Origin of the sequence: Blastochloris viridis, from assembly GCF_001402875.1 — a bacterium.
Lineage (GTDB): Bacteria > Pseudomonadota > Alphaproteobacteria > Rhizobiales > Xanthobacteraceae > Blastochloris > Blastochloris viridis.
Window position 1 is genome coordinate 2478812 of record NZ_CP012946.1, and the last position, 15526, is coordinate 2494337.

Below are 15526 nucleotides of genomic sequence, written 5' to 3' on the forward strand. Positions count from 1 at the left end.
CGCGTGTCGGCCGCCCCGCTCGCCTCACCGAGGCGAATGGCGATCATCTGCGCGGCGTCGTTCCATTCATAGACCGCGCTGGAGACGTCGAGCCCTCATAGCATTGCAGGCGGATCAGGCGCCGGCCAAGCTTGCGTGCCGGAACCTTGGCGAACGCGGTGTTGCCAACGCCGGCATCTCCTTCCAAAAACAGCGGCCGGCCAAGCCTGAGCGCGAGAAACAGCACGGTCGCCAGCGCCCGGTCGGCGAGGTAATCGGCGGCGCGAAGCAGCGCCAACGTGGCGTCGGTCGAGGTTGGCAGCGGAAGTGGCACGCTCACGCCGGCGCGGCGTCTTGGCCGGAGTCCTGCGCCGCCTCCACCGCACGACGAGCCATCACATTGACGAGGTGCGCGCGATACTCTGCCGAGGCGTGGATGTCGTCATTGAGGCTGCCGGATGAAAGACGCACGCCGTCCAGCGACTTCGGCGAGAACCGCCGCGCCAGCGCCTGCTCGATGGCGGCCGGGCGGAACACGCCGGACGCGCCGGCACCGGTGACGGCGACACGGATGCCGGTCGAGAACCGCGCCACGAACACGCCCACGATGGCATAGCGCGACGCCGGGTTGGAAAACTTGGCGTAGCCGGCCCGGCGAGGCACCGGGAACACGATCTTGGTGATGATCTCGTCGGGCTCCAGCACGGTCTCGAACAGACCGGCGAAGAATGTGTCGGCGTTGATGCGGCGGTGGTTGGTGACGATGGTGGCATCCAACGCCAGCACCGCCGCGGGATAATCCGCCGCCGGATCGTTGTTGGCGACCGAGCCGCCGAGCGTTCCTTGGTTGCGAACATGCGGATCGCCGATCGATCCGGCGAGACCTGCCAGCGCTGGAAGAGCCCCGCGGACGATGGCCGAGGCCGCGACATCGGCGTGACGGGTCATGGCGCCGATGGTGAGCGAGCGGCCTTCCAGATGAATGCCGGTGAGGCCTTCGACCTTGGCGAGATCGATGATGGTCTCAGGCGCCGCCAGCCGCAGCTTCATGGTCGGCAGCAAGGTCTGGCCGCCGGCGATCAGCTTGGGGTCGGGCACGCTGCGGAGCAGGTGCGCGGCCTGCCGCACGCTGGTCGGGCGATGATACTGGAAGCCGTACATGCCAAGTCTCCCGTCGATGGTCTCCGCGCCCTTTTCCCTCTCCCCTTGTGGGAGAGAGTGCCCGAGCACAGCGAGGGCGGGTGAGGGGTGACAATGCACGTGGCAGTTACCCCTCGCCCGGCTCGGCCTCGCTTCGCTCATCCTCGCCACCCTCTCCCGCAGGGGGAGAGGGAGCGCGCGTCACCGTCGCGGAATGTCCTGTCACGCGTGGCGTTCCAACCTCGCGCTCACTCCGCCGCGTCCGCCGTCCGCGCCCGCTGCAATGCGCGCCAGATCACCTCGGATGTCGCGGGCATGGCGACGTCTTCGCTGCCAAGTGCGTCGGTAACGGCGTTGATCACCGCCGCCGGCGCGGCGATGGCGCCGGCCTCGCCGCAGCCCTTGAGGCCGAGCGGGTTCGACGGACACGGCGTGGTGGTCAGACCGACCGTGAAGGCCGGCAGATCGTCGGCGCGCGGCATGGTGTAGTCGGTGAACGAGCCGGTGATGAGTTGGCCGGCGGAATCGTAGCGGGTGTTCTCGAGCAGCGCCTGGCCGATGCCCTGGGCGATGCCACCATGGATCTGGCCCTCGGCGATCATCGGATTGATGACGGTGCCGATATCGTCCACCGCCGTCCAGTTCACCACGGTCGCGTGGCCAGTGTCTTCGTCGATTTCGATCTCGCAGATGTGGCAGCCGGCGGGAAAGGTGAAGTTGGTGGGGTCGTAGAACGCGCCCTCCTTCAGGCCGGGCTCGATTTCCGAGGTTGGGAACTTGTGGGCGACGTAGGCCGCCAGCGCCACCTCGCCGAATGCCACGCCGCGATCGGTGCCGACGACGGTGAAGCGGCCGTCCCTGAACTCGATATCGGCCTCGGCCGCCTCCATCAGGTGAGCGGCGATCTTCTTCGCTTTGGCCTCGACCTTGTCGAGCGCCTTCGCCAAGGCCGACATGCCGACCGCGCCCGACCGCGAGCCGTAGGTGCCCATGCCGAACTGCACCTTGTCGGTGTCGCCGTGGATCACCGCCACCTGCTCGATCGGAATGCCGAGCCGCGCTGAGACCAACTGCGCGAACGTGGTCTCGTGGCCCTGGCCGTGGCTGTGCGAGCCGGTCAGCACCTCGACCGTGCCGGTCGGGTTGACGCGCACTTCGGCCGACTCCCACAGGCCGACCCCAGCGCCGAGCGAGCCGACCGCGGCCGAGGGCGCGATGCCGCACGCCTCAATATAGGCGGAGTAGCCCAGCCCGCGCAGCTTGCCGCGATGGGCCGCCTCGCGTCGTCGCTTGCCGAAGCCCTTGACGTCGGCCATCTCCATCGCCTTGTCCAGCGAGGCGCGATAGCCGCCAACGTCATACGTGAGGATCACCGGGGTCTGGTGCGGGAATCTGGTGATGAAGTTGCGCTTCCTGAACGTCGCGGGATCGATGTTCATCTGCCGCGCCGCGACTTCCACCAGCCGCTCGACCACGAAGGTCGCCTCCGGCCGCCCGGCGCCGCGATAGGCGTCAACGGGCGTGGTGGTGGTGTAGACCGCGTCGACCTCGGCATAGATCGCCGGGATGTCGTACTGGCCCGACAGCAGCGTGGCGTAGAGATAGGTCGGCACGCTGGAAGCGAACAGGCTGAGATAGCCGCCGACATTGGCCAGCGTCTTGACGCGCAGCCCGAGGATGCGGCCGCGCTCGTCGCAGGCGAGTTCGGCATGGGTGACGTGGTCGCGGCCGTGCGCATCGGCCTGGAACGCCTCCATGCGCTCGCACGTCCATTTCACCGGGCGGCCGACCCTCTTCGACGCCCACAGCGCCACCGTCTCCTCGGGATAGACGAAAATCTTGGAGCCGAAGCCGCCGCCAACGTCCGGCGCGATGACGCGCAAGCGGTGCTCCGGCGCGATGCCGACGAAGGCCGACAGCACCAGCCGCGCCACGTGCGGGTTCTGCGATGTGGTCCACAACGTGAAGGCGTCGTTGCCGGAATCCCATTCGGCGAGGGCCGCGCGCGGCTCCATCGCGTTGGGAACGAGGCGGTTGTTGACGATGTCGAGCGTCGTCACGTGCGCGGCGGCGGCGAAGGCGCGCAAGGTCGCCTCCTTGTTGCCGATCTCCCACTCGAACGCGGTGTTGCGCGGCACCTCGTCGAACACCAGCGCCGCGCCGGGCGCCTGCGCCTCGGCGGCCGTCACCACCGCCGGCAACACCTCGTAATCGACCTCGATGGCGGCGGCGGCGTCCTTTGCATCGGTCAGCGTTTCGGCAATGATCACAGCCACCGGGTCGCCGACATAGCGCACCTTGCCCTGGGCGAGGCAGGGGTGGCCCGGCGCCTTCATCGGCGAGCCGTCCTTGGAATGGATCATCCAGCCGCACGGCAGCGCGCCAATGTTATCAGCGGCGAGGTCGGCGCCGGTAAACACCGCGATGACGCCGGGCAGCGCGCGTGCCGCGGTGGCGTCGATGCCACGCACCAAAGCGTGGGCGTGCGGCGAGCGCAGGAAATGGGCGTAGGTCTGGCCGGGCCGGTTGATGTCGTCGGTATACTGGCCCTTGCCGGTGATGAAGCGGTGGTCTTCCTTGCGCTTCACCGCCTCGCCGATCCTGGTGACGGTCATCAGAACCTCCCGAGATCTGTCATCCGCGGCGCGCTCACTCGGCGGCGCGCTGCTGCCGCTGCGCCGCCATGGCGCGGGCGCCGGCACCCACCGCCTTGACGACGTTATGGTAACCGGTACAGCGGCACAGATTGCCCTTGAGCTCGTCGCGGATGATGTTGTCGTCGAGGTTCGGACCGCGGCGGTTCACCAGGTCGATCGCCGACATGATCATGCCGGGGGTGCAGAAGCCGCACTGCAGGCCGTGGTGATCGCGAAACGCCTGCTGCATCGGATGCAGCGCGCCGTTGGCGGCGAGCCCCTCGATGGTGAGGACGTGGGCACCGTCGGCCTGCGCTGCCAGCATGGTGCACGACTTGACCGCACGGCCATCGACATGGACGACGCAGGCGCCACAGTGCGAGGTGTCGCAGCCGACATGGCTGCCGGTGAGGCGAAGCTGTTCGCGCAGGAACTGCACCAACAGCGTGCGCGGGTCGATGTCAGCGGTGACGGCTTTCCCGTTCACCGTCATCGAGACGGTGGCCATCCGGTCCTCCCTTGCCGCCTCCTGTTCGGAAGCTGTCGCCCGCATCGTTTTCGCAGTCGGGCGGATTATTGCGAAATCAAGCGTTTCCGCGCAATTTCGAATTGGTTGCAGTTTGAACTGGTCGTTGGTGTGGGGTCAAGCGGCAAAACCACGCCGTTCTCCCGCTGGAACCGCCTCTCGCCGCGCCAGCACTGCGACCTATTGTCCAGGTTGAGCCGCGTCGGCGGTCAGGCGCCCGCCTCGTCCGGCATCGGCTGGACCGGTGCGCACGCCTTGAGCACGTCGGGGTCGTTGAGCGCCTGGAATACCTGATGCGGCTGGGCCGGCAGCACCACCGCGCCGGTGATGTCGCGTGGCATGGCGCGCATGCGGCCAGCCGCCGCAGATCGAGCCAGCCGCCGCCATCGGCCGCGCCGGTGCGCAGCGCCCGACAGTAGGCATCGCTTCGGTCGAGGCGGCGGCGAGGCGTCAAACGATCGTGGTGCTCAAAGCTGCCGATAGGCGCGCTCGGCATAGAGCAGTGCCGGCTGCGACGGGCCGAGCCGCACCGCCTCGACCTGCCCGATCAGGATCTGGTGGGTGGCCACCGGCCGGAAATCGACCACCCGGCAATCGAATGCGACCAGCGCTCCGACCAATGCCGGCGCACCGGTGGCCAGACTGTCCCATTCGCCATGGCCGAAGCGTTCCTCGCCGGCGAGGCCGCCGCGCCCGGCGAACACGTCGGCCAGCGGCTGGTGGGCGGCCGCCAGGGTGTTGACGCAGAACACCTGATTCTCTGTCAGCACGCTGGCGGTGCGCCCGGTACGGTTGAGGCAGACCAGGACGGTCGGCGGATCGTCCGAGACCGAAGTGACCGCGGTCGCGGTGAAGCCTGCCCGTCCAGCAACGCCGGCGGTGGTAATAATGTGGACAGCGGCTCCAACCCGGCTCATGCCGTCCCGGAACGCTTGCCGGTCGATAACCGGGATGATGTGGGGTGCGTGATTCACGCTGATGTCCATGCACCGAGGATGACCAGCGCGCAAGAGGCCAGCCGCCGTCGCGATCGCCATCTGCCTATTTTAGTTGCAGAAACCGCAAGCGCCTGGGGACTTTGGCCCCGGCGGCGGCTGAACACATCACGGTCGCGTTGCCGTAGGCAATCAGGCGCGTTATGACGAAACCAGGGCCCATTGCGCGACAGCGCCATGTTGTCGCGGCCGAACGGTGACACGATCGGTTGGCACGGTGTGTGCAGGATTCCTCCCAGATGGAAGTCTTCGTTCAACAGCTCATCAACGGCCTGACGCTGGGCTCGATCTACGGCCTGATCGCCATCGGGTACACCATGGTGTTCGGCATCATCGGCATGGTGAACTTCGCCCATGGCGACGTGTTCATGGTGTCGGCGTTCATCGCCCTTATCGTGTTCCTGATCCTGACCAGTTGGCTCGGCGTCACTTCGGTGGCGCTGGCGCTCTTGATCGTGCTGGTGGTCTCGATGCTGTTCACCTCGATCGTAGGCTGGACCATCGAGCGCCTGGCCTATCGGCCGCTGCGCGGCTCGTTCCGGCTGGCGCCGCTGATCTCGGCAATCGGCATGTCGATCTTCCTGATGAACTTCGTCCAGGTCACCCAGGGCCCGCGCAACAAGCCGGTGCCGCCGATGCTCTCCGACATCATCGTGGTGATGCAGGAGGGCAGCTATCAGGTGACCATCTCCTACAAGCAGATCATCATCATCGTCGTCACCACGGTGCTCCTGACCTGCTTTTGGTACCTGGTGCAGAAAACGCCGCTCGGCCGGGCCCAGCGTGCCTGCGAGCAGGACCGCAAGATGGCCGCCCTGCTCGGCGTCAATGTCGACCGCACCATCTCGCTCACCTTCGTGATGGGCGCAGCGCTCGCCGCCGTCGCCGGCACCATGTTCCTGATGTACTACGGCGTCGTGAGCTTCGCCGACGGCTTCGTGCCCGGCGTCAAGGCGTTCACCGCGGCGGTGCTGGGCGGCATCGGCTCGCTGCCGGGCGCGGTGCTGGGCGGGCTGCTGATCGGCCTGATCGAGACGATGTGGTCGGCGTATTTCTCGGTCGAATACAAGGACGTCGCGGCATTCTCGATCCTCGCCATCGTGCTGATCTTCATGCCGCAAGGCATTCTCGGCAAGCCGGAAGTCGAGAAGGTGTGAGATGACGAGCGACTCCTCGCCCGCGGCCGCCCGCTTCGACCTCCTCGCCGCGCTCAAGGATGCAGCGATCGCCGCCCTGATCGCGGCAGGCGTGGCCGGACCGCTGCTCGCCTTCCGCACCGACCAGGGTCCCGACTACAAGTTGATGCTCACCACCCGCTACGACCTGCTGGGCGTGGCGGTGGTGCTGGTGTTCGCCGGGCGTTTCCTGCTCACCCTGCTGTCCAGCCGGCGACGGGACGGCGGTCTCGCGCCGGCGCTGGATCGGCTGCGCCCGATCGGCACCGGCCTCGCACGTACCGCCGGGCCGGCGCTGCTGATGTTCGCGCTGGCGCTCCCGTTCCTGCCGTTCACCGGCCGCTACGAACTCGACCTCGGCATTCTGATCCTGACCTACATCATGCTGGGTTGGGGGCTGAATATCGTGGTCGGTCTCGCCGGCCTGCTCGACCTCGGCTACGTCGCCTTCTACGCCGTCGGCGCCTATTCCTTCGCCATCATCTCTACCCAGGTCATCCCGGCGACGCTGCCGGCGCTGGGGCCGTGGGCGTTCTGGATCTGCCTGCCGATCGCCGGCCTGCTGGCGGCATTCTGGGGCCTCCTGCTCGGCTTCCCGGTGCTCCGGCTGCGCGGCGACTACCTCGCCATCGTCACCCTCGCCTTCGGCGAGATCATCCGCATCGTGCTGCTCAACTGGCAGAGCTTTTCGGGCGGGCCGAACGGCATCGCCTCGATCCCGCGCCCGACCTTCTTCGGCCTGCCGTTCACGCCGGGCAAGGACGGTTTCGCCGCCACCTTCGGCCTTCCGTTCGACCCCACCCACCGCATCATCTTCTTCTATTACGTCATCTTCGGGCTGGCCTTGATCACGGCCTTCGTCTCGACCCGGCTTCGGCGGCTGCCGATCGGCCGGGCGTGGGAGGCGCTGCGCGAGGACGAGATCGCCTGCCGCTCGCTCGGCATCAACACCACCAACACCAAGCTCACCGCGTTTGCGCTGGGGGCGATGTTCGGCGGCTTCGCCGGCTCGTTCTTCGCTGCCCGCCAGGGCTTCATCTCGCCGGAATCCTTCAACTTCATGGAATCGGCGATGATCCTGGCGATCGTGGTGCTGGGCGGCGCCGGCAGCCTGCTCGGCGTGGTGATCTCGGCCATCGCCATGGTCGGCGGCGTCGAGATGCTGCGCAATCTTATGTTTCTCAAATCGGTGTTCGGCAGTTCGTTCGATCCCACCCAGTACCGCATGTTGATCTTCGGCTTGGTGATGGTGCTGATCATGATCTGGCGACCGCGCGGGCTGATCGCGACACGCCAACCTTCAATCGCGCTGAAGGAGAAGAAGACCATCTCCGGCGACCTCATCAAGGAGGGCCACGGATGACGGCTCAAGAGCAGATGAGCTGGGACAACGAGCCGATCCTGGTGGTCGAGCATCTGTCGATGCGGTTCGGCGGTCTGGTTGCGGTCAACGATTTGTCGTTTCGCGCCGGGCGCGGCGAGATCACCGCCATCATCGGCCCCAACGGCGCCGGCAAGACCACGGTATTCAATTGCGTCACCGGCTTTTACCGGCCGACCGAGGGACGCATGGCGCTGGTCCACGGCGATGCCGCAGCCCTCAAGGCCCATCTCGGGCCGGTGACCGCGCACGACCGCAGCTTCGCCAAGTTCCCGGACGGTGCGGTGTTCCTGCTGGAGCGGTTGCCCGACCATCTGGTCGCCCGCCACGCCCGCGTTGCCCGAACCTTCCAGAACATCCGCCTGTTCCAGGGCATGACGGTGCTGGAGAACCTGCTGGTCGCCCAGCACAATCCGCTGATGTACGCCTCGAGCTTCACCGTCGGCGGACTGATCGGCCTGCCCGGCTTCCGCAATGCCGAGAAGGCTGCGGTCGAACGCGCGGTGCACTGGCTCGAAAAGGTCAACCTGGTCCAGCGGGCCGACGATCCGGCCGGCGACCTGCCTTATGGCGACCAACGCCGGTTGGAGATCGCCCGCGCCATGTGCTCGGACCCGGTGCTTTTGTGCCTCGACGAGCCTGCCGCCGGGCTCAATCCGCGCGAGAGCGCCGCGCTCAACGAACTGCTGTTGTCGATCCGGCACGACACCGGCACCTCGATTCTCCTGATCGAACACGACATGAGCGTGGTGATGGAGATTTCCGACCACGTCATCGTGCTCGACTACGGCGTCAAGATCGCTGACGGCCGGCCGGATGAGGTGAAGAACGATGCCAAGGTGATCGCCGCCTATCTCGGCGTCGAGGACGAGGCCGAGGTTGCCGAAGTCGCCGAGGAGGTGGGCCTTGACTGACGTGACCACCGCCCCGGTTGCCGCTGCCCAACTCCCGCGCGAGCCGCTGCTCGCGGTGCGCGGGGTCGAGACATTCTACGGCAAGATCATGGCGCTCAAGGGCGTCGACCTCGATGTCAACGAAGGCGAAATCGTCACGCTGATCGGCGCCAACGGCGCCGGCAAGTCGACGCTGATGATGACGATCTTCGGCCAGCCGCGGGCGCGCTCGGGCACCATCCGCTTCGACGGCGTCGACATCACCAAGCTGGCGACCCACGACATCGCCATGCTGCGCATCGCCCAGTCGCCGGAGGGGCGCCGCATCTTCCCGCGCATGACGGTCTACGAAAACCTGCAGATGGGCGCTGCGGTCGACGGCTACGCCCATTTCGACGAGGACCTCGAGCGCATGTTCGCGCTGTTCCCGCGGCTGAAGGAACGGCTCTATCAGCGCGGCGGCACGTTGTCGGGCGGCGAGCAGCAGATGCTGGCGATCGCCCGCGCCTTGATGAGCCGTCCGCGCCTCCTCCTGCTCGACGAGCCCTCGCTGGGCCTTGCGCCGTTGATCGTGAAGCAGATCTTCGGGGTGATCGCCGAACTCAACCGCGCCGGGGGCCTCACGGTGTTCCTGGTCGAGCAGAACGCCTATCACGCGCTCAAGCTCGCCCACCGCGGCTATGTCATGGTCAACGGCAAGATCACCATGGCCGGCTCAGGGCGCGAGCTGCTGGAGCGTCCGGATGTCAAGGCAGCCTATCTCGAAGGCGGCCGACGCTAGATCAATTTCGGCACAAACGGGTCCCGTTTTGCGAACTCAAGACACGAACAGCACAATGGACTACGCCTCGAACAACCCGATTTCCGGCGGCTCATCCTTTGTGGTGCAGTCGGTCGGCCCGCTGCTCGCCCTGGTGGGCATTGTCGTGCTGCTCGTTGTCGATCCGGCGCTGGTGATCGAAGTCTCCGCCGGCGACTTCACCATCGTCACCGTGGCGCTCGGCGGCGGCGCGGCCTGGCTGTCGGGCCGGGCGGTGGCAGAAACCTGGCGGCCCTACGTCCAGTTGCTCGCCTATATGCTGATCCTTGCCGCTGCGGTTCGCTTCGTGCATTTTGCATTGTTCCATGGCACGTTGCTGTCGCTGTCCTATTTTGCGGTCGATCTCGTCATCCTCTCCGCCATCGCCAGCCTCGGTTACCGCTCCACGCGGGCGCGGCAGATGGCCACGCAATATCGCTGGCTGTACACGCGAAGCGGTCCTTTGAGCTGGGCGATGACGGCGGACCGCTTGCCTTGATTTGGTTTGCGTACGCGTACCACGGTGTCGGTTTTAGGTTGGCCTGTCCGTCCGTTTCGGCAGAAGCGTCGGCCGGGCCGTTTCGCGCGGCTGCCCCCGCTCAATGACAAGATGGGAGAACCGAATGAAGACGCTTACCTTCGCGGGTCTGGCGCTGAGCGCCAGTCTGGCGTTCAGCGGCGCTGCCGCCGCAGATGACATTGCCATTGCCGTCGCCGGGCCGATGACCGGTGGCGAGGCCACCTTCGGCCTGCAGATGAAGAACGGCGCCGAACTGGCGGTTGCGGACCTCAACGCCGCCGGCGGCGTGCTGGGCAAGCAGATCCGGCTGGAAACGGGTGACGACGCCTGCGATCCCAAGCAGGCTCGCGCCGTCGCCGAGAAGCTCGCCGGCGAGGGTGTGGTGTTCGTCACCGGGCACTTCTGCTCGTCGTCGTCGATCCCGGCCTCGGACGCCTATGCCGAGAACGGCGTGCTGCAGATCACCCCGGCCTCGACCAACCCGCAGTTCACCGAGCGCGGCCTGTGGAACACCTTCCGCGTCTGCGGCCGCGACGACCAGCAGGGTGCGGTCGCCGCCGCCTATATCGAGAAGAACTTCCCGAAGAAAAAAATCGCCGTCATTCACGACAAGTCGACATACGGCAAGGGTCTTGCGGATTCGACCAAGGCTGCCCTCAACAAGATGGGCATCCAGGAGACGTTGTACGAAGCCTACACCAAGGGCGACAAGGACTTTTCCGCCTTGGTCTCCAAGATGAAGGCGGCCCGCATCGACGTGCTTTATGTGGGCGGGTACCATACCGAATCCGGCCTGATCCTGCGCCAGATGCGCGAGCAGGGCATGAAGACTCAGCTCATCTCCGGTGACGCCATGGTCACCAAGGAGTTCTGGCAGATCACCGGCAAGGCTGGCACCGGTTCGCTGATGACGTTCGGCCCCGACGCCCGCAAGAAGCCGGCCGCCGCCGCGGTGCTGGATAAGTTCAAGGCCGAGAACATCGATCCGGAGGGCTACACCCTCTACACTTACGCCGCCGTGCAGATCTGGGCGCAGGCTGTCACCAAGGCCGGCACCACCAATCCACAGACCGTCGCCGAAACCATCCGCGCCGGCGAGTGGGACACCGTGCTCGGCAAGATCGGCTTCGACGCCAAGGGCGACGTCAACGTCGTCGGCTATGTGTTCTACAAGTGGAAGGACGACGGCAGCTACGACGAGATCGACTGATCGCGCCGACGCCGCAGTTCAATTCTGACGCCGACGCCCGCCCCTCACAGGGCGGGCGTTTTCGTTGGGTGGCGATGCCACGGCTTCCGGATGATGCCCAAGGCCTTGAAGGCTGACCTTTCTCGGCCTCATGGTGAGGAGGCTGCGAAAGCAGCCGTCTCGAACCATGTGGCCGACGTCAGCTTCTTAAGTCCGCCTCATCCTTCGAGACGCCCGCTGTCGCGGGCTGCTCAGATGAGGCGAACTGGCGTTGGTGGAAGGTCAAGCCCGGTCCCGATCCGGCTGGCGCTCCCGGCCCCTAGCCGAGCCGGCCTAGCGCCGGGAATGCCTCCAGAATCAGGAAGGCGGCGTCAGCCACCCAGCCGAACAGGAAGGCGACCCCGGTTGCGACCAAAAGCGCACCCATCGCCTTCTCGATCAGGTCGAGGTGCCGCTTCAGCCGGCCCGCCGTCTTGAGGAACGGCCCGACGAACAGCGCCGCGGCGATGAACGGCACGCCGAGCCCGGCCGAATAGACCGCGAGCAGGCTGGCGCCGCGCTGCAGCGTGGCGTCCGCCGCCGCCACCGCCAGGATGGTCGCCAGCACCGGGCCGATGCACGGCGTCCAGCCGAACGCGAACGCCAGCCCCATGCCGTAGGAGCCCCAAAGCGACACCGGCCGACGTACCTCAGCCCGCGCTTCGCGCATCAGCAGCGGAATGCGGAACAGGCCGAGGAAATGCAGCCCCATCACGATGATGGCGACGCCGGCAATGGTCGACAGCACCGTCGAGTACGTACGCAGCACCGTGCCGGCGACCGAAGCCCCGGCGCCAAGCGCGACGAACACCGTCGAAAAGCCAAGCACGAACAACAACGCCGCGGCCACCGCCCGACGCACAGCCGCCGGTTCGGTCTCCGCCTGCAGCTTATCGAGCGTGGTGCCGGTGAGGTAGACGAGATAGGGCGGCACCAGCGGCAGGACGCACGGCGACAAGAAGCTGATCAGCCCAGCGAGAAAGGCGGCCGGAAAGGTGACATCGGTCATGGCCCACGCTTTTAGAGCATTTTATGCGGACATGGGAACCTGGACCGCGGCCATCCGCAGCGCCCCCTACCGGTGCCGGTATGCTTCTGCCGCGCGAGCGAATGCGGTGGAACCCCTCCCCGCCATCGCCGTTGACCGGTATCGTCGCGGTGGCGCTCAAGCCGCCCGGCCCTCAGACGCTCGCCGAGGTTCGCCTTGACGTCTTGCGCTGACAACGACGCGGCAGGTCGCAATTGGATATGTTCGGGATTGGCTCCAGAATGATCGCGGCGTTCGCCGCCCGCCGCCGCCGGCTCTGTGCCGTGCTCGGCATCATTGCCGCGCTGTGCAGCCCCGCCGCCGCCCAGACCCTCTCGGTGGGCGGCGAGCGCGTGCGGGTCGAGACCATCGCCCGCGGCCTCGAACACCCCTGGGGCGTTGCGGAACTGCCGGATGGCCGCTTCCTTGTCACCGAGCGCCCCGGCCGGCTGCGCCTCGTCACAGCCGACGGCAAGCTGTCGCCGCCGTTGGCCGGCGTGCCGGAGGTGTTCGCCCAAGGCCAAGGTGGCTTGCTGGATATCGCGCTCGCCCCCGATTTCGCCAAAAGCCGCCTGGTCTATTTCACCTTCGCCGAGCCGGGCCCGGGCGGCGCCTCGACCGCCCTCGCCCGCGGCCGCCTCAGCGACGACGCCTCGGCCTTGACCGGAACCGAGGTGATCTTCCGCCAGCAGCCCAAGGTGTCCGGGCCGAACCATTTCGGCTCGCGCATCGTGTTCGCCCCCGACGGCACGCTGTTCCTGGCGCTCGCCGAGCGCTTCAAATTCCAGCCGGCGCAGGATCTTGACAGTCATCTCGGCAAGGTGGTTCGCCTGAAGCTTGACGGCGCAGTGCCGGACGACAATCCGTTCGTCGGGCGCCGCGGCGCCAGGCCGGAAATCTATTCGGTCGGCCACCGCAACATCCAGGCCGCCGCGCTCAACCCGGTGAGCGGCAAACTGTGGGTGGTCGAGATGGGCCCCAAGGGCGGCGACGAGATCAATGTGGTCGAGGCCGGCAAGAATTACGGCTGGCCGGAGGTGAGCTGGGGCACCCATTACGATGGCAGCCCGATCCCCAAGCCGCCGACCCGGCCGGATTTCACCGATGCCATTCATCAATGGACGCCGGTGATCGCGCCGTCCGGGATGGCGTTCTACACCGGCGATGCCTTTCCGCGCTGGCGCGGCAGCCTGCTGATCGGCGGTCTGGTCGCCAAGGGCGTGGTGCGGGTCACGTTCGACGGCGAGCGGGTAACCGGCGAGGAGCGCATACCGCTCGGCCACCGCATCCGCGACGTCCGCCAAACCGCCGACGGTCGCGTGGTGGTGCTGACCGACGAGGATGACGGCGCCTTGCTGCGGCTGTCGCCGGCGCGCGGCTGAACGACCGGGAAGCGCTGAGCGCAATTCGTCATCAACGGCGCGGCGAGTTGCGGTTGACGACGTGGCATCGGCGGTTTCCACTTCCGCCATGCGCAACCTCATCACCGACGTTCCCGGCCTTCGCATTGGCCAGGCCAGTGACGCCGCCCTCGCCTCCGGCGTCACCGCGGTCATTTTCGATCAGCCTGCCGTCGCCTCGGTCGATGTGCGCGGCGGCGGGCCGGGCACCCGCGAGACCGACTTGCTGTTGCCGGAGAAAACTGTCGCCGCCATCGACGCGGTGGTGCTGTCGGGCGGCTCCGCCTTCGGCCTCGACGCTGCCGCCGGCGTGCAGGCCTGGCTGGCCGAACAGGGCCGCGGGTTCGCCATCGGCGCCGCGCGGGTGCCGATCGTAGCCGGCGCGGTGCTGTTCGACCTCATCAATGGCGGCGACAAGGCGTGGGGCCGCTTTCCGCCCTATCGCGAGCTCGGCTATGCCGCGGCGGCCGCGGCCGGCTGCGACGTCGCGCTCGGCACCGTTGGCGCCGGCTACGGTGCCACCACCGCCGACCTCAAAGGCGGCCTCGGCTCCGCCAGCGCCGTCACCGAAAGCGGCGACATCGTCGGCGCCATCGTTGCCGTCAACGCGGTCGGCAGCGCCACCATCGGCGCGAGCGGCCACTTCTGGGCCGCGCCATTCGAGTTGAATGGCGAGTTCGGAGGGCGTGGCCTGCCGGCGCCGTGGCCGGCCGACGCCAACCGGTTGAAGATGAAGGGTGCGCCGCCGGGCGCCAACACCACCATCGCCGTGGTGGCGACCGATGCCATGCTGACCAAGTCCGAGGCGCGCCACCTCGCGGTGATGGCGCAGGACGGGCTGGCGCGGGCGCTCTTTCCCATCCATACCCCGCTTGACGGCGACACCGTGTTCGCCGCCGCCACCGGCCGGCGGGCGCTCAGCGACCCGGTCTACGGCCTCGCCCGGCTCGGTTCTGCGGCGGCGCTCGCGCTGGCGCGGGCCTCGGCCCGCGCGGTGTTCGCGGCCACCGCGCTGCCGTTCGAGGGCGCGCTGCCGGCGTGGCGCGATCGCTTCGGAGCCTGATCCGACATCCGGCCGATCAGGCCCGAACGGCCGCCAGTTGGTGGTACCCCACCCCTATTCCGCAGCCTCCAGGCCGTCGTCGTCCGAGCCCTCCTCGCCACCGTTCGGGCCGCACACAAACGCGCGCGTGCGCGGCGCACCCGAGCCGGCGAGCACGAGGTCAAGGTCCGCGGCGGTGTCGACGTCGAGCGCGAACGACGCGAGTTCGAGCACACGCGCGGTCATGCCGGCGCGTTCGGCATTTTCGAGGTGATGCAGGCAACTGTCGGCGCCAAACGCGAATGCCGGCGGCTTGTCGAGCCTGAACGCCAGCGCGTTGGCATCGCGGCCGTGCCGATCCGGCACCACCACCAGATCGTGCTCGTCCACCGCCTTGAGCAGGCGCACGATGTCGCGCGGCTGCACCTGCGGAATGTCGGCCGGCAGCACCAGCGCGGTAGCGCCCGGACGATGGACCCCGAGCACGGGGATGGCGCAGGCGAGATGGAGATTGAGGCCGGCGCCGAGCGCCGCCTCCACCACCAGCCCGCGCCGGCCCGCCAGCCGTCGTGCCGACAGTGGGTCTTCGGCGAGCAGGGCGACGTCGGGAACTGGGCGGAGCGAGCGTACCGCCGCCACCACGTCGTGCGCCATGGCCCGCTGCAGGCCGCGGCGCCGCCTGAGGTCGAACCGGTCGGACAGCCGCGTCAGCGCCGCAGCCGCCGACTTGAGCGGGATGATGACGACCGGCTTGATCATAATCTAATCCTCAACGCTAGAGAGGC

The 15526-nt window shown here is 67.5% G+C and carries 15 protein-coding genes and 1 pseudogene; 8 read left to right on the forward strand and 8 right to left on the reverse strand.

Annotated elements, in window-relative coordinates:
* Positions 1-5 precede the first annotated feature (5 nt).
* The 6 genes and pseudogenes from BVIR_RS10875 to BVIR_RS10895 form a co-directional block, all read right to left on the reverse strand.
* Positions 6-319, reverse strand: a pseudogene (locus tag BVIR_RS10875) (AAA family ATPase); the annotation flags it as partial.
* The gene (locus tag BVIR_RS10880; protein WP_055037680.1) at positions 316-1140 is read right to left on the reverse strand and encodes an FAD binding domain-containing protein; all 825 of its coding nucleotides are present in this window, start codon (positions 1138-1140) and stop codon (positions 316-318) included. The gene BVIR_RS10880 and the pseudogene BVIR_RS10875, both read right to left, overlap by 4 nt.
* Before the next feature lie 227 nt (positions 1141-1367).
* A complete protein-coding gene (locus tag BVIR_RS10885; RefSeq protein WP_055037681.1) occupies positions 1368-3734 on the reverse strand; it encodes a xanthine dehydrogenase family protein molybdopterin-binding subunit in 2367 nt (788 codons plus the stop codon).
* 34 nt (positions 3735-3768) lie between these two features.
* Positions 3769-4263 (reverse strand): (2Fe-2S)-binding protein, encoded by a 495-nt coding sequence (locus BVIR_RS10890; RefSeq protein WP_055037682.1) that lies wholly within the window; start codon positions 4261-4263, stop codon positions 3769-3771.
* 227 nt (positions 4264-4490) lie between these two features.
* Complete coding sequence (locus BVIR_RS16885) at positions 4491-4631, reverse strand: SRPBCC family protein (protein WP_156331040.1); 141 nt, start codon at positions 4629-4631, stop codon at positions 4491-4493.
* A gap of 117 nt (positions 4632-4748) precedes the next feature.
* Positions 4749-5318: a flavin reductase gene (locus BVIR_RS10895; protein WP_236823596.1), complete on the reverse strand. Its 570-nt coding sequence runs from the start codon at positions 5316-5318 to the stop codon at positions 4749-4751.
* 197 nt (positions 5319-5515) lie between these two features.
* Here BVIR_RS10895 and BVIR_RS10900 point away from each other — a divergent pair, with 197 nt between their 5' ends.
* From BVIR_RS10900 to BVIR_RS10925, 6 genes are all read left to right on the forward strand, one after another.
* A complete protein-coding gene (locus tag BVIR_RS10900; protein WP_055037684.1) occupies positions 5516-6433 on the forward strand; it encodes a branched-chain amino acid ABC transporter permease in 918 nt (305 codons plus the stop codon).
* A 1-nt stretch (position 6434) separates the two neighbouring features.
* Positions 6435-7814, forward strand: a complete 1380-nt coding sequence (livM, locus tag BVIR_RS10905) for a high-affinity branched-chain amino acid ABC transporter permease LivM (RefSeq protein WP_055037685.1) — start codon at positions 6435-6437, stop codon at positions 7812-7814.
* On the forward strand, positions 7811-8746 hold the full coding sequence (locus BVIR_RS10910; protein ID WP_055037686.1) for an ABC transporter ATP-binding protein: 936 nt from the start codon (positions 7811-7813) through the stop codon (positions 8744-8746). The genes livM and BVIR_RS10910 overlap by 4 nt, the downstream gene beginning before the upstream one ends.
* 88 nt (positions 8747-8834) lie before the next feature.
* Positions 8835-9506: an ABC transporter ATP-binding protein gene (locus BVIR_RS10915; RefSeq protein WP_082417388.1), complete on the forward strand. Its 672-nt coding sequence runs from the start codon at positions 8835-8837 to the stop codon at positions 9504-9506.
* 55 nt (positions 9507-9561) lie between these two features.
* Positions 9562-10023 carry a DUF6867 family protein gene (locus BVIR_RS10920; protein ID WP_055037688.1) on the forward strand — a complete coding sequence of 154 codons (462 nt, stop codon included), beginning with the start codon at positions 9562-9564 and terminating at the stop codon, positions 10021-10023.
* A 124-nt stretch (positions 10024-10147) separates the two neighbouring features.
* Positions 10148-11254, forward strand: coding sequence for a branched-chain amino acid ABC transporter substrate-binding protein (locus tag BVIR_RS10925; RefSeq protein WP_055037689.1), 1107 nt, complete (start codon positions 10148-10150; stop codon positions 11252-11254).
* A gap of 298 nt (positions 11255-11552) precedes the next feature.
* Here the strand turns inward: BVIR_RS10925 and BVIR_RS10930 are convergent, their stop codons facing one another.
* Entirely contained in the window at positions 11553-12281 is a 729-nt protein-coding gene (locus tag BVIR_RS10930) for a cytochrome c biogenesis CcdA family protein (protein ID WP_055037690.1), read from the reverse strand.
* A gap of 260 nt (positions 12282-12541) precedes the next feature.
* Here BVIR_RS10930 and BVIR_RS10935 point away from each other — a divergent pair, with 260 nt between their 5' ends.
* Positions 12542-13681 (forward strand): PQQ-dependent sugar dehydrogenase, encoded by a 1140-nt coding sequence (locus BVIR_RS10935; RefSeq protein ID WP_055037691.1) that lies wholly within the window; start codon positions 12542-12544, stop codon positions 13679-13681.
* Between the two features lie 88 nt (positions 13682-13769).
* Positions 13770-14762 carry a P1 family peptidase gene (locus BVIR_RS10940; RefSeq protein WP_055037692.1) on the forward strand — a complete coding sequence of 331 codons (993 nt, stop codon included), beginning with the start codon at positions 13770-13772 and terminating at the stop codon, positions 14760-14762.
* A 54-nt stretch (positions 14763-14816) separates the two neighbouring features.
* On the opposite strand, the gene cofC is transcribed toward BVIR_RS10940, so the two are convergent.
* Positions 14817-15500 carry a 2-phospho-L-lactate guanylyltransferase gene (cofC, locus tag BVIR_RS10945; RefSeq protein WP_055037693.1) on the reverse strand — a complete coding sequence of 228 codons (684 nt, stop codon included), beginning with the start codon at positions 15498-15500 and terminating at the stop codon, positions 14817-14819.
* Positions 15501-15526 lie beyond the last annotated feature (26 nt).